10 protein-coding genes are annotated in these 14,728 nt (G+C 61.3%); 2 read left to right on the forward strand and 8 right to left on the reverse strand.

Annotated elements, in window-relative coordinates; genetic code table 11:
• Positions 1–282 precede the first annotated feature (282 nt).
• From sppA to LK542_RS08820, 8 genes are all read right to left on the reverse strand, one after another.
• Entirely contained in the window at positions 283–2,139 is a 1,857-nt protein-coding gene (sppA, locus tag LK542_RS08785; RefSeq protein WP_227811617.1) for a signal peptide peptidase SppA, read from the reverse strand.
• Between the two features lie 30 nt (positions 2,140–2,169).
• Positions 2,170–3,639 (reverse strand): sodium:solute symporter, encoded by a 1,470-nt coding sequence (locus LK542_RS08790; RefSeq protein WP_227811618.1) that lies wholly within the window; start codon positions 3,637–3,639, stop codon positions 2,170–2,172.
• A 123-nt stretch (positions 3,640–3,762) separates the two neighbouring features.
• On the reverse strand, positions 3,763–4,029 hold the full coding sequence (locus LK542_RS08795; protein ID WP_227811619.1) for a PAAR domain-containing protein: 267 nt from the start codon (positions 4,027–4,029) through the stop codon (positions 3,763–3,765).
• A 3-nt stretch (positions 4,030–4,032) separates the two neighbouring features.
• Positions 4,033–5,514: a T6SS immunity protein Tli4 family protein gene (locus LK542_RS08800; protein ID WP_227811620.1), complete on the reverse strand. Its 1,482-nt coding sequence runs from the start codon at positions 5,512–5,514 to the stop codon at positions 4,033–4,035.
• Positions 5,515–5,528: 14 nt separating this feature from the next.
• Entirely contained in the window at positions 5,529–7,277 is a 1,749-nt protein-coding gene (locus LK542_RS08805; RefSeq protein ID WP_227811621.1) for a triacylglycerol lipase, read from the reverse strand.
• 22 nt (positions 7,278–7,299) lie between these two features.
• A complete protein-coding gene (locus LK542_RS08810) occupies positions 7,300–10,050 on the reverse strand; it encodes a type VI secretion system Vgr family protein (RefSeq protein ID WP_227811622.1) in 2,751 nt (916 codons plus the stop codon).
• Between the two features lie 134 nt (positions 10,051–10,184).
• Entirely contained in the window at positions 10,185–10,613 is a 429-nt protein-coding gene (locus LK542_RS08815; protein ID WP_227811623.1) for a hypothetical protein, read from the reverse strand.
• A gap of 142 nt (positions 10,614–10,755) precedes the next feature.
• Positions 10,756–12,171 (reverse strand): NYN domain-containing protein, encoded by a 1,416-nt coding sequence (locus tag LK542_RS08820; RefSeq protein WP_227811624.1) that lies wholly within the window; start codon positions 12,169–12,171, stop codon positions 10,756–10,758.
• A 164-nt stretch (positions 12,172–12,335) separates the two neighbouring features.
• Between LK542_RS08820 and LK542_RS08825 the strand changes: the two genes are divergently transcribed.
• On the forward strand, positions 12,336–14,255 hold the full coding sequence (locus tag LK542_RS08825) for an ATP-binding protein (RefSeq protein WP_227811625.1): 1,920 nt from the start codon (positions 12,336–12,338) through the stop codon (positions 14,253–14,255).
• 2 nt (positions 14,256–14,257) lie between these two features.
• Positions 14,258–14,686 carry a hypothetical protein gene (locus LK542_RS08830; RefSeq protein WP_227811626.1) on the forward strand — a complete coding sequence of 143 codons (429 nt, stop codon included), beginning with the start codon at positions 14,258–14,260 and terminating at the stop codon, positions 14,684–14,686.
• Positions 14,687–14,728 lie beyond the last annotated feature (42 nt).

The following is a 14,728-nucleotide window of genomic DNA, read 5'->3' on the forward strand; positions in this document are numbered from 1 at the left end:
GGACTTGGGGGTCGGGTTCGAATCCATGCGCAACCTTGTTCTTTTGGCCAAAGTGTTATTCAGATAACGGTGCCAAAAAGAGTAGCATGGCGTGTCCAAGCGTTATGTTTCGTAACGTACATTGCGCGCACGATGCTGTTACATGAGCGGGACGGTCTTAACACCGATTTACACCGTTGAGTGGCAAATCGCGGCGCATGAACGCAAAACGGGTGCGGAATCGCTTCCGCACCCGTCTTCGGCTTGTATCAGGCAGTTACAAAACCACTACAAATCTTCGCATCACGGCGTGCCGCACAGACAGTGCGTGACGGCCGCGAAGGGCTTGCGCCCGTCCGCCACGTCCTTGAGCCAGGCCATGTCCTGCGCCACCTGGGCCATCGGGCCGCTAGGGATCGCCTCTTCCAGCAGGCCGAGCCTGACCTGGATGTTGACTGCCTGCGCGGTCGAGGCGCCCATCATGTTGAGGAAGCGCTCGACGCGGCTGACCGGCCGCTCGACGTAGGCCACGCGGTAATCCTCGCCCAGCTTGGCGCGCTTGGCGGCCGAGGCCAGGGCGTCGCGGTAGCTGCCCAGGCGGTCGACCAGGCCGCGTTCGCGCGCCTGGGCGCCGGTCCAGACCCGGCCCTGCCCCACTTCGTCGATCTTGGCAGCCGTGGTCTTGCGCGCCTGCGCCGCCTTGCTGGTGAACTCGCTGTAGACGTGGTTGATGCTGCTCTGGATCAGCTGCGAGAAGCGCGGATCGATCGGGCGCAGCGGGTTGTAGGCGTCGGCCAGCCAGGTGGTGGTCACGCCCCCGGTATGGATGCCCAGCTTGTCGCTCACCTTCTCGGCGGTCGGCAGGATGGTGAACACGCCGATCGAACCGGTGATGGTGGCCGGGTCGGCGATCACTTCATCGGCTGCCATCGAGATCCAGTAGCCGCCCGATGCCGCCACGCTGCCCATCGACACCACCACCGGCTTGCCGGCGGCGCGCGTGAGTTCCAGCTCGCGCCGGATCAGTTCCGAGCCATAGGCGCTGCCGCCGGGCGAATCGACGCGCAGCACGATGGCCTTGATCTGCTCGTCCTCGCGCGCCTGGCGGATCAGGTTGGCGGTAGTGATGCCGCCCACGGTGTTCGGGCCGCTCGTGCCTTCGGTGATGTTGCCGGCGGCGGTGATCACGCCGACCGCATCCCCGAAAGGCTTGGGCTGGTGGCGCGCCAGGTAGTCGTGGTAGCCGACCTGGCGGAAGGACTTGATGCGGTCTTCATACACGCCGCGCTTGACCAGCATGGCGCGGATCTCGTCCTGGGTCTTGAGGCCATCGACCAGCTTGGCCGCCTGGGCGACCTTGGCCGCGCTGCCGCCCGCCGCTTCCATCTGCTGCGGCAGGGTCTCGATCCATTTGGCGACGCTGCCTGCCGGGAGCTTGCGGTTCTTCTCGACCTGGGCCGTGTAGTCCTGCCACAGGGCGTTGTACAGGAAGCTGTCCGCCTCTTGCGCGGCTTCCGACGGGCCGTTGGCGATATACGGTTCGGCGAAGCTCTTGTAGGTGCCGACCTTGATCAGGTTGACCGTCACGCCCAGCTTGTCGAGCGCGTCGCGATAATAATTGCGGCGCCCGCCGAAGCCTTCGATCAGCACCATGCCCATCGGGTGCACGTAGATTTCGTCGGCGTGCGAGGCCACCAGGTAGCGCTTCTGGTCGTAGGTGCCGCCCCAGGCGATCACCTTCTTGCCCGAGGCCTTGACACGGTCGATGGCGGCGCCGATCTCGCGCAGCATGGCCATGCCGCCGCCGTCCATCTGGTCCAGCAGCAGCACCACCGTGCCGATACTCTTGTCCTTGGCGGCCGCATCGAGCACGGTCAGGAGGTCGCGCAGGCGCACGCTGCGCTTGCTGTCGCCGCCGACGGTGTCGAGCACCGTGTCCTGGAAGCTGGACTGGTACTGCTCGACCAGGTCACCCTTCAGGTCCAGCACCAGCGCAGTCTTGTCGCCGATCGGCTTGGGGCCGCCCGACGTCAGGATCATCACGACGATGATCACGAACAGCAGGAACAGCAGGTTCATGAAGGTGCGGCGCGAGACGTCGACCACGCGCCACAGCATGCCGAAACCGCGGCGCAGCGCGCTCAGGGGTTTGAAAGCCATCGAAACTCCGTTGATGTGTAATAAGCCGGCTCAGGCCACGACAGCCGCCGTGCCGGCCTTTTCCTTTTGCGAGATCGCAAACAGGCCGACAAACACGAGTATGCCATTAACCATGAGCAATTCCAGCCCGAGTCGGTAGGAACCGAGCAGGTGTTCCTGATTGTACTCAAGGAGGGCGCAAAGAATCGGTGCGCCGATCGTAATGAACGGCACCAGGCGGTCGGTCAGGGTGCGGCGCGTCAGCATGCCGAAGGCGAACAGGCCCAGCAGCGGACCGTAGGTATACGCCGCCAGCTTGAGAATCACGCCGATCATGCTCGGGTTGTCGGCCGCCTTGAAGCCCAGGACGAGGATCAGAAACAGCACCGCGAAGCCGAGGTGCACGCTACGGCGCAAGCCTTCCTTGCGCGCTTCCGTCAGGTCAGTACGGCGCTTGATGCCCAGCAGGTCGATGCAGGTGGACGAGGTCAGCGCTGTGATTGCGCCGTCGGCGCTGGGGAACAGGGCCGAGATGAGCGCGATCAGGAACACGATCTGCAGCGCCGCCGGCAGGTGGCCCATCACCACGGCCGGGAAGATCTTGTCGCCGCTTGCCGTGACGCCGGCGGTCGGCGCGTACAGGTACAGCAGGCCACCCAGAAACAAGAAGGAAAGCAGCACCACAACCAGCACCGCGGTCAGGGTCAGCATATTCTTCTGCGAGTCCTTCAGGGTCTTCACCGAGATCGTCTTTTGCATCATTTCCTGGTCCATGCCGGTCATCGTGATCGTGATCAGGGCGCCGGCGACAATCTGCTTGAGCCAGAAGTTGGGGCTGTCCAGGTCGTGCGTGAAGATCCTGGCCAGGCCTTGCGACTGCATCTGGTTCAGGCTTTCCGGCACCGACATGTTCAGTTCGCCCAGCAGGATCCACACGCAGGCGAACAGGCCAAACAGCATGGCGCTGGTCTGCAGGGTGTCGGTCCATACGATGGTTTTCACGCCGCCCTTGTAGGTATAAAGCAGAATCATGCCCAGCACGACGAGGGTGCTGAGCCAGAACGGCACGCCGAGGCTATCGAGGATGATCGCCTGCAGGATGTTCACCACAAGGTACAGGCGCGCCGTGGCGCCGAGCAGGCGCGAGATGATGAAGAAGCCTGCCCCGCTCTGGTAAGCACGCCGGCCGAGGCGGACATCGAGGTAGTAGTAGATCGAGGTCAGCTGCAGGCGGTAGTACAGCGGCAGCAGCAAGTAGGCCACGGCGAGGTAGCCGATCACGTAGCCGATCACGATCTGGGCATAGCCGAAGCCATCGCTGCCTACCGCACCCGGCACGCTCACAAAAGTCACGCCGGACAGCGTGGTGCCGACCATCCCGAAGGCGACCAGCATCCAGTTGCTGCTCTTGTTACCGATGAAGAAGCTGTCGTTGTTGGCGTTGCGGGAGGTGGCCCAGGCAACGCCGAGCAGGAGCGCGAAGTAGCCAATGAGGATAGCGAAGAGGAGTGCCGGGGACATGGAATTCCAGTGCGGTTGTCGTTTCGCCCAGCAATATACACTGAAGTGTTACGACCGGGAATGCACCAAGCTCTCCCCGCCATTCCCGCGAGTTATGCCCCGCCAGGCCTTCTACAATCCGCATCATTGTTCGCAAAAGGTGTCCGTAGTGGCTATCAAGGTGGCACCACACGTCGTTTTGTGCCCTTCGTACGCGACAGCGATATTGTCGATGGTATGGCGCGGCTCTCCCTCTGCAATCTTGCAGTTGTCGTGCCCCTTGATCGGGCAACTGCATAGATCGCCAACGCGGGCGACCGGTTTGCCGTCTACTATAAAGTGGGTCGCGCCCACGTTCGCGACCTTGCCGCCATGAGACGTGGGATCGCCGAGACGAATAACATTTGGCATTGCTCAGCCTCTTTGCTTGGAAGGTATTTCGTCGCTCAGGTTGGCAGCGGCGTCGCCGCCAGTCGTGTCGTTTGTAGTTTCGTTCGCTCCAAGTGCTTGCGTGATTGATGGCGCTGACGAGTTAACACGGTGCGGTACGTCGTCATATCTGACCAGTTTCCAGACAGTCGCTAACTGGTACGCAGGCTTTTCTCCCCTTAACCTTTGCCAGAAGGAGGGCGTACCAACAGTTGCGATACGCGGCATCACATCTCCCGCTTTGAAGTGACGACGTCGGCCCCCCTCAGCGGCGGACGGCTCGTTGGATTCCCACAGCCCGGTCTGAGGGCAGGTACGCCCGGTTGCAGCAAGTTCTCCAAGTGGGAAACGCGGTTCTGGATCCGATCCGGCGGTCTTTACCGCCGCGGCTCCGGTCGGGCGCACGCGAATGGTGCTGGTAATCTTGTCCCATACGGCGATGGCTTCTTCGTCCGTGAGGCTGGGTTTGGTGGCGCCAGCGGCGTTATTGGCGACGCCCGTCTGCATCCGGATGTCGGTGTATGGCTTCAAGGGGTCAAACGGAACGCCGGGAAAATCCATGCCAAAGTCATGGATCCCATGTATGTCCGCCTGTTCTGGCGACCGCGAAAGAGCTTCGAAGCCGTCGACCCATTCATGGATCTGACGGTCCCCTCTGCGGAAGTATTTGGTCTTCAAGCGCGGGTGGTTGGGGTCCTCGGCCTTCAGATTCTTTTCGAGTCGCTCGAGTTGCCACTTCAGCGAATTACTCTCATTTTTATGCGGATGAGAAGGACGAATTTTGATCGAAAGGTGCGTGTCTGGAAATTCCTTTAGACGAAATCCAACGCTTACATGCTCGTTTCGGTGCTCCTTTCCCGTACTAGGCTCGTCCGGCAAGAACGCATTCTCTATACAGTTGCCCGGCTCGGTAGGCACTTCAGTCTCGGAACGTTGTCGCAGTCGACGGGCGATGCTGGTTATGTCAGAAATAACTTGGTCCCTTCTGTCCTTCAAAGGACGGGCGTCGACAACGACTCCATCATTATTCATTTTGAAGTACCCGTGAATTTTGAGCTCGCCAATTGACTCAAACCCACTATACCCGGTCACGATCCGCCCTTCGGGATGAATTAGGTTATCCACAGCGATAAGCAATGGAATGTCGTCTAGGTAAATCGCCTTTTCGCTATTCAACTCATCAATGAATTTTTGCGCCAATGCGTTCACCTCATTCGCGCCATTATGAAGAATACTTACACCTAAAGGAATAGCCGCATCGCCCCACGCAACAACCGCTGACGCTGGAACATCGACCATGAACCGTCCAAAGCAGATGGTTTTGGTCTTCTCGAACACGGATTGGAGCCGGGGGGCAAGCGGGGTCATATTCGGAGTCTTCCATTCCTTAGGATGGAGGTCGCAAGCGGCCACAGCCAAGGTCGCTGCAATTAGTGGAACCAGGATCAAACGCTTTGCGGTGGACATATTGTTGGATTTCTCTATTTACACTTCCATTTCGCGTTCTGCGCAATACGCACAATGCTGTACAGAGTCGATGCAATGGCTCGAGGATCCTTATAGCTAGACTGGTGCTCATACCCCGTCTGGCGAAAGACACCCTTAAACATTCCACTCTTCAATTGGTGATCGGCAGATCTTGCTGGAACGGTTTGGTCACCCGGTGCAGAGGGCGGAAGGATGGTGGCATGTATAGATTTGGGGATGCCGTTGACAAAGGGGTAGAGCGCTTTGTTAGGAATGACGGGATCCCAACGAACAAGTTGCACCGTTCCCTGCTTATTGTCGGAAATGATGGGCCAGTCCTTCCAGTCGCTGGGATCGGCGCAATTTTTATCAATTGCCCAGATCACTTCAGCAAAGCTCTGTCGCCCGCGATCTGCCCCATAATGAGCGTAACTATTTGAATGAAACGTATTTGAGATCATTTTATGAAACGCCTGAGCATTATCAAGATGCAGACAGGTTTTCTCAAATGTCCCACCTCCCTTATCTGCTGGTAAATCAGATGGATTTATCCACTCTTCCAGAAAAAGAGAGTACCACTTCCCTTTCACTTTGTAGATTTCGCTGTACGGGTCGCCATGTTTCGGCCAAGATTCTAATTCGCGGCCGTTGTGTGTTACTCTTAGCCAACCATTGCCATATGATTCGCTGGGCAGTAACTGCAACGCTCCCGGAGAGTTTGCCAAGACCGCCGTTACCTCATCACCATAATTTCCGGCAACTTTGGCGCCGATGCTTTCCACTGGGTTTCCCATCATCCCCGGGTCCTCGAATCCTGCCCTCATACGCTTGTAGGCCGCAGGCGCACCGATTGAAGGCATTACACCGTGGACGATGCCAAGAACTTTTTCCTGCAGATTTCCGAACTTGGGGTGGACCAACGCTCGTCCGACTAGCCCTCCCATCGAATGTGTAACAATAATCACTTGATTACACTCGTAACCCGACTGATTAAGGTCATCGATCGCTCGGGCAATGCGTTTGGCTATGATTCTGGCGCTCTCGCCATTTGACTGCAGCCAGTTATAGCCGAATGCATAAACGGCGAACCAACATCCAGTGGAAATCTTCTTGAGCTCTTCTTCCGTTAGCGTCTTCTGGGGTAGACTGGGATCGGAGCTCCATCTGTTGGGATCGACATCGACAACGTCTCGCCATTCTTGACGAATCTTGCCCTGGAAGAAAGTATTATTCAGGCGTGTTTCGAGATGTTGTAGAAATTCCCCATAGCTCTTGAAAAAGACTTCTCCCCAACCCCGCGCACGCGCCTTCTGAACAGCGGTACGGCGATTTTTGGCGGTCTGCGGATCATCCGTCAGCAATGGCGAGCGGAAGTTACTGTCGAGCTCGACGTTGTCATTCCGCCCATCACCGCTAACGTCAGCCAATCCGGATGGATCATAAATATCGACGGTAGTCTGTAGCGGATCCAGCCTTAGCTGGCGTTCCGCGGGCGTCTCGGTTGCGGCGCCGGTGATGTTCGTCGGGCCTAGCACGTCCGGGCGCCAAGAGATGTTGTCGCTTTTGCCTAATTGCTTTTGCCGTGCCGCGCTCATACACAGATTCGAGCCCATGATCCCAGGCAGGAAAATAATCGGCAAGACACGCTTTGGTAGCATGCGTGCGCATTGCGGCTTCTTGTCCTGTATCGGTGTAACGAAACCTTCTGCCTTTCGAGCGGCACCGGGATGCTGCTGCGCCGGTAAAAAATGTTCTGTTGTCATCGACTTATTCCTTCCGATCCGATCAGTCGTCGAGTGCTTCGATGCTGTAATGCGCGAAAGGGATCGCGCTGATAAATCGCTCGGTCAAGCCAGCCGCGTCGGTTCGACCTTCAAACACGCGGCCGTCTTCTGTCGTGATCCGATAACGCTGGTTCTTCATCGGTTCGTCAGTTCCCATCCAGCGAAGAACGGTTTGCTGATCGTGCGCTGTCTCGCTGGTCGGCAGCTTCACGGCTTCCAGGCTGCTACCTTCTGGTTTAACGTGGGCGAATTTGGATGATTTGATCGTATGGTCGCCGCTGCTTTGCAGTGTGATCGCTCCGCCACCGATATCAACTTGCGCTCCTTGCGCGACAAAGCGCAGCTTCGGCGCCTGCAACACGATTTCGTCGGTAGCAGTCAACACAATGCGTTTGGCTGACGTGATCTCGATATCGTCGGTGTGGGTCTGTAAGTCGAGCTTGCCGCTGGCTGCGATAACCTTGATGCCGAGACGGTGCGCGAACAGGCTGATACTGTCCGAGACGCGCGCCAATAGCTTCTTGCCGACTGATAGCTGGGTGTTTCCGATACTGACAATGTCAACATGCGTCTGGGCGCCGATCGCAATATTGTCCTGGCTCGTCATTGCAGCACCTGCGGGAGCAGACAGTGCCACAACGGGTTTTCCGCCTTCGCCCGAAGACCCTGTTCCGGTATTACTTCCCGCCTCCCACTGTTTCAAGTAAGTGATCAGCTGGTCAAGTTCCTTGTCATCCGTGCTGTCCGCATGATGCGTCACCGACAGCTCCGCAAGTTGTCGCTGGACGCCCTGCAGTGCCTCCACTAACCCGATCAGCTCTGCGCGGTCCAGCTGTTTGCCGCCGGCTCCCTGACGCGCAGCAGCGCTGATGAATACGCCTTGCGCTCCTCGCACGGCGACCGCATTATCACTACGCAGCTCCGCTCCCTGGCCACGCGGCTCACCTTTGCCCTCACTGCGCGGATGGGACAGCCAGCCGAGGTTCAGTTCGCTGTGTCCATGCTGCGAAGACAGCTGGGCATTGATCTGTCCTGGCGTATCGTCGAACCGCAGCTGGTTGTAACGGTTGCCTTGAACTTCCTTGCTCTTGATGCCAGCCAGGTACCTGTTCCCGGGCAGCTCGCCGATATGACTGAACGAAGGTGGCGGAGCCGTGCCGCCGTGGACCTGGCCCACGATGATCGGCTTGTCCGGGTCTCCCCCAAGGAAATCAACGATCACTTCGTCACCCACGCGCGGCAACGTAATCGTTCCCCAGTGATTACTGGCCCAGGTGCTGGCAACGCGTATCCAGGCTGAGTCCCGATCGCTGTCACTTGCCCCAACACCGTCGGCGTGGCTGTGGTCTTCTGCCCGGGTGCCGGGAAAGCGCACTTTAACGCGGCCATATGCGTCGCAATGGACCTCCTCGCCTACTGGGCCTACCACAACGGCGCTTTGCAGCCGGGGGCGCGGCAAGTCGGCGCGAGGGTCGAACGCTGGAACAATCGGAATACCGCGCCGCACGCACGAGAAACGGTTGGTATAGCGCATGCCTCGCTCTGCGCTCGCTCCCTCGAGTGCGCTCTTCGCTGCGGTAGTATCCCAGCAACTGAGCGCAAACAGACGTCGAACCTGCTCGTCAACCGTTTTGGGCAGGTTGTTCTCGGCGTCAATCTCAAGGCGCGTAATAATGAACTCCCGCTCGCTATCGGGATGCGCGTCGATTTCACGATGTCCCGTCAGGGCTATCCACTCCCCTATGCACAGGGTCCGTACACTTCCCTCACCGTGAAAGCACTTCGACTCGAACTCGTGGCGCTTCATGCGAAGTTCGCCAAGGCTGCGGTAGTCATCCGCATCAGCGCCCACGTGCGGTGCCTCGATCAAGTAATCGTCGAGAACGGCCGCAAGCTGGTTTCCTGTTTCTCCCTGATCCACACATGACGGCGTGCTGCTCGACATTGGGCGTGCCTGCATGTAATCGCAGCTTTTACGCGTCACGTTGCCGGGCTTGATAGACCGCACCGGGCTCCACGAAATAATTGTGTCACTTTGTTCCGTGCTGCCATCCTGGTGATACCGGACAGTGCCCGCGGCGTTTCGCGGCAGAAGGTATCCGTCATCGAACAGCACAAGCGCGTGGCCCGGCGTATCCTGCTCGTGTGAATCGCTCGCTTGTCCGGGCCGAATGAACCAAGCGATACCGCGGCGCTTCCATAGGCGGCGTAGAAAGTCGGCGTCCGACTCGTTATGTTGCATTGTGAATTCGCGGGCGGGGTATGTGCCGGTCACACATGACAAGTCTGCCTCAAATGCTTTAGCCAACACTGAGTTGGTCTGCCGCCATTCGCCCAGAATAGTCTGTGTGATCTCCAGTTCATTTCGATTCCGGAAAATGCGAGTATTGGTGCGATACTCCATCAGCGCCAACGCGTCGCGCATGACTAGTTGATAGGTCGCTAGCCCACCGTCACTTTGCCCAGCGGCCGCTTGTGTCACGATGCCACAAACCGCACGGACGTTCCCACGGTCAGTCACGAACTGGAGCTCGACCGGTAAGCCAATAAATGTCTTTAGTGGGTAATCATCGCGTGTTGATACGCAGAGAAGTCGATATTCCAGCCCGCCGCAGAGCGCTTCACTTCCTGTCACGCGTTTAACCAGCAACACGTCGTCGAACACGTACTGATGTTGCCGTAATCGTAAACGGATGGGGCGGTTCGCTTCAGACAAACCCACGAACGTGTCGATCAAACCCTTGAGGTTCATTCCGGATTGGCTCCAAGCCTTTGTAGAGCGACATTGCCCTATCGAAGCGAACAGTATTGCAACTATTCGCTGACTGGAGTTGAGCTTGAATAAGCTCGATGTTCAGGAGAAAAACTTTTATGAGGATCTGGCTCTCAAGCCTCCTCGCCCTGCACCCGCTCGAAAGGTCCGATGCATGTCTGCATGCTCTCGTCCGCGCACATCAGGAACAGCGCCTTCGACGGGTGGAAGCGGATGTAGTTGGTGGCCCTGGTGCCGGGCTTCATGACGGCGCCCGCGCAATCCTTCTTGCCGTTGTCCTTGACGATGCGGTCTTCCAGCCGGTAGAAGCCCTTGGTGCTGGGCTTGGCGGGAATGTCGTATTCGCTTTCCGAGACTTCCTCGGCGCTGGTCACCAGGGTGGTGCCGTCGGCGCGGAAACGATAGGTCTCCGAGCAGCCCAGGTCGGGCAGGCTCAGTTTCCAGATGCCGAGGATCGGGTGGTCAGCCGGCGGCGCGGCCTGCGCGCCCGCCATCACGGAAACCAGGAAGGCTCCAGTCAACACTGCGGCAGACACACGCATGGCACGCTCCTTCGCACGTTGCGACAGCCGGGCGGACGCGCGGCCGGCCCGCGCATGCGGACGATGCCATTATTGCATCGGTGGCGCGTGCACGTCGCACGTAGTCGTAGGGATGGTCGGCGAAGCCGACCATCCCTACGAATCACTCACCGGTCTTCGGCTTGGCTGGACGGCGGCTGCGCGGCGCGGCCTTGCGGGCCGGCGCCTTGTGGGCCGGACGGGCGGCCTTCTTGCGCGCGGGCTTCGCCTCGTCGTCGCCTGCTGCCTCCGCCTCAGGTGCGTCCGGCGTGAGGTCCGCCGTGTCGGCGGCGCTGTCCTGCGCCACGGTCGGCGCCGGCAGTTCGACTGCCGCTTCCACTGGTGCCTCGGCCGCGGCCTTCTTGGCGGCCGGCTTGCGCGGCGTGCGGCGGCGTTCCTTGGCTGGAGCCGGGGCCGGTTCCACAGCGGCTTCTTCTGCCACGACAGCTTCGGCTGGCGCTTCGGCCACCGGCTCCGGCTCGGCCGGTGCTTCCTCGATGACTGGCTGGGCGAGGTCCACGTCCGGCGCGGTCAGCTCGGGCGCGCCTGGCGCCGCATCGCGGCCCCTGCCCCCGCGGCCGCCACGGCTGCGGCGGCGCGGCTCCGGCCGGGCTTCCTGCGCTTCTTCGCCGACCTGTTCGGTGCCGACCGCTTCCTCGGCGCCTCCCGTTTCCGGCGCCACCACCAGCTCCGGCGCCGGCATCGCGACCGCGCTAGCTGCGCTGCGGTACACATAGGTGCCGGATTTCTCGTCGCGGCCGAACTCGAACAGGCCGCGGGTCTGGGCTTCTTCCAGCAGGTTGCCGAAGGTGCGGAAGCCGTAATAGGTTTCCGAGAAGTCCGGACGGCGGCGCTTGAGGGTGTCCTTCAGCAGCGAGGCCCAGATCTTGCCGGTGTCGCCGCGTTCGGAGACCAGGGCGTCGAAGGTCTCGACCACCATCTCGAGGGCCTGCACCTTGCGCGCTTCCAGTTCTTCCTTGCGCTTGTCGTCGCTCGGACGGCGCGAGGACGGCTGGCCGCGGCGGGCGTCGAGTTCTTCCTTGCGCTTGGCGGCGGCGCGGTTCTTTTCGCGCACCAGGTCGTCGTAGAAGATGAATTCGTCGCAGTTCGCCACCAGAAGATCAGAGGTGGACTGCTTGACGCCCACGCCGATCACGCGCTTGGCGTTCTCGCGCAGCTTCGACACCAGGGGCGAAAAGTCCGAGTCGCCCGAGATGATGACGAAGGTGTCGACGTGCGCCTTGGTGTAGCACAGGTCGAGGGCATCGACGACCATGCGGATGTCGGCCGAGTTCTTGCCGGACTGGCGCACGTGCGGGATCTCGATCAGCTCGAAGTTCGCTTCGTGCATCGGCGCCTTGAAGGCCTTGTAGCGGTCCCAGTCGCAATAGGCTTTCTTGACCACGATGCTGCCCTTGAGCAGCAGGCGCTCCAGCACCGGCTTGATGTCGAATTTCTCGTAATTGGCGTCACGCACGCCGAGCGCGACGTTTTCGAAGTCGCAGAACACCGCCATGCTGATGTTGTCGGAGGAAGCCATGAATTATTGCTTTCAGATAATAGAAGGACAAACTGACCGGGATTATACGCAACCCGCTTCCGCACCGCCTCACACGCGCCGCACGATACCAAAGGAAATGTGCCATGGGCTGCATTTCGATTTTATAATTGCATCTTTCCACACGGCTGACCCGGAAACGACCCATGCTTTCGCCCTCCGTCTTTGAGTCGGCCTTCAGCAGTTCGCCAGGCGGCGCCTACCTGCTCTCACCTACGCCGGACGCCATCGTCCTGGCCGTCAACGACGCCTTCCTGACAGCCTCGGGACGCACACGCGAGGACCTGGTGGGCATCAGCCTGTTCGTGGCCTTCCCGGCCGACCCCAACGATCCGCTCGACACCGGCGAGAGCGACCTGCGCAACTCGCTCGCGCGGGTGCTGGCGACCGGCGGGCCGGACCGCCTGCCCGCGCAGCGCTATCCGATCCCGGTCGAAGGGCCGGATGGCAGCGTCGTCTTCGAGGAACGCTTCTGGAGCGCGGTCAGTACGCCCCTGTTCGGCGAGGATGGCGGCATCGCCTGCATCCTCCACAGCACCAACGACGTCACCGCCCAGGTACGCTCGGAGGCGGCGCTGCGCGAGAGCGAAAAGCGCTACCGGGCCCTGACCACGGCCGGCCAGGTGGTGTACCGGATGAATGCCGACTGGACCGAGATGCACGAACTGGACGGCCGCGGCTTCCTGAAGGACAGCACGGAACCGGAGCCGTTCTGGCTCAACGACTACGTTCCCGAGGACGAGCGGGAACGGGTGTATGCGGCGGTGCGCGAAGCGATCCGCACCGGCAGCGTGTTCGAGCTGGAGCACCGGGTGCGCCGCATCGACGGCAGCGTCGGCTGGGCCCTGTCGCGCGCCGTGCCGATGGCTGACGCCCAGGGCCACGTCTACGAATGGGTGGGCGCCGCCAGCGACATCACCGAGCGCAAGGCGGCTGAAGAGAAGCTGCGCGAGTCGGACCGCCGCAAGGACGAGTTCCTGGCGATGCTGGCGCACGAGCTGCGCAACCCGATCGCCCCGATCAGCGCCGCCGCCGCGCTGCTGCAGCGCGTGAAAGCGGACGAGTCCCTGGTGCGCCGCACCAGCGAAATCATCGCGCGCCAGGTCGGGCACATGACGGGACTGATCGACGACCTGCTCGACGTCTCGCGGGTCACGCGCGGACTGGTGGAAATGGAGTGCGCGCCGCTCGACCTGCGCGATGTGCTGCAGGATGCGGTGGAACAGGTCATGCCGCAGGTGGAGGCGCGCCGCCACGCGCTGTCGCTGGCGACCCCGCCGGAACCGGTCATGGTCATGGGCGACAAGAAGCGCCTGGTGCAGGTCGTGGCCAACCTCCTCAACAACGCCACCAAGTACACGCCCGAGGGCGGCCGCCTGGAAGTGCGCGGCAGCGCTAGCGGCGGCCATGCCTGCATCGAGGTGCTCGACAACGGCATCGGCATGACGCCGGAACTGACAGGGCGCGTATTCGACCTGTTCGCCCAGGCCGAGCGCAGCGCCGACCGCTCGCTGGGCGGCCTGGGCCTGGGGCTGGCCCTGGTGAAAAGCCTGGTCGAACTGCATGGCGGCGCGGTAGCCTGCACCAGTCCCGGCCTGGGCCTGGGTAGCACCTTCTCGGTCTGCCTGCCCTGCCTCGCTACCGAGAACATGGCCGGCGACCTGTCCGGCGCCCACGATCCGGCCGGCGCCGGCGCTGCCGGCGCACCGCTGCGCGTGCTGGTGGTGGACGACAACGTCGACGCGGCCGTGATGCTGTCGATGGTGCTGGAAGCGTCCGGCCACCAGACCCTGGTCGAGCACGGCGCCCGCGAGGCGCTGGCGCGAGCGCGCGAGGTCGCGCCCCAGGTCTGCCTGCTCGACATCGGCCTGCCCGAGATGGACGGCAAGGAACTGGCGCGCCGCCTGCGCGCCGAGCCGGCCACCGCGGGCGCCGTGCTGGTGGCCGTCACCGGCTACGGCCAGGACAGCGAGCGCGAACAGATCATGGCCGCCGGCTTCGACCACCACCTGGTCAAGCCGGTCGACATGGACCGGCTGGGCAGGATCCTGGCGGCGGCGGGTTGAGCATGATGCAGCCGACTCTCAGCTATCTGCACGTGCGTCCGGGCGAGGAGCTGCCGCCGCTCGACGCCTATCCGCCCTTCCTGGCCGTGCTGGTCGTCGACGTCGTCTGCGAAGAGATGTGGCGCTGGGAAGCCTGCCGCCGGCTGGCCGCCTCCCAGTGCCGGTACCTGCTGGCCTGGGGCGAACAATGCGAGGACTGGACCGAATCCGCCCTCGATGCCCAGCTCGAAGCCTTCGACTACGAGGACATCCCGCCCGAGAAACTCCTGATGACCACCTCGCACGAGGACGAAGACCTCGAGGAGGTATTCTGGTTCGCCCGCCACAAGGCGCGCCATCCGGCCCTGCAGCTGGCGCAGACGCTGATCATCCACATCGCCGAGCGCGGCCGCAAGGGGGAGATGGAAGCACGCTACGCCGCCGCAGCCTAAGAGCGCCTAACAATTCCCCCCATGGCTGCGTTGCATCGTCTC

The sequence above is a fragment of the Massilia sp. IC2-477 genome, from assembly GCF_020707265.1.
In the GTDB taxonomy this organism is placed as follows: Bacteria; Pseudomonadota; Gammaproteobacteria; order Burkholderiales; family Burkholderiaceae_D; genus Telluria.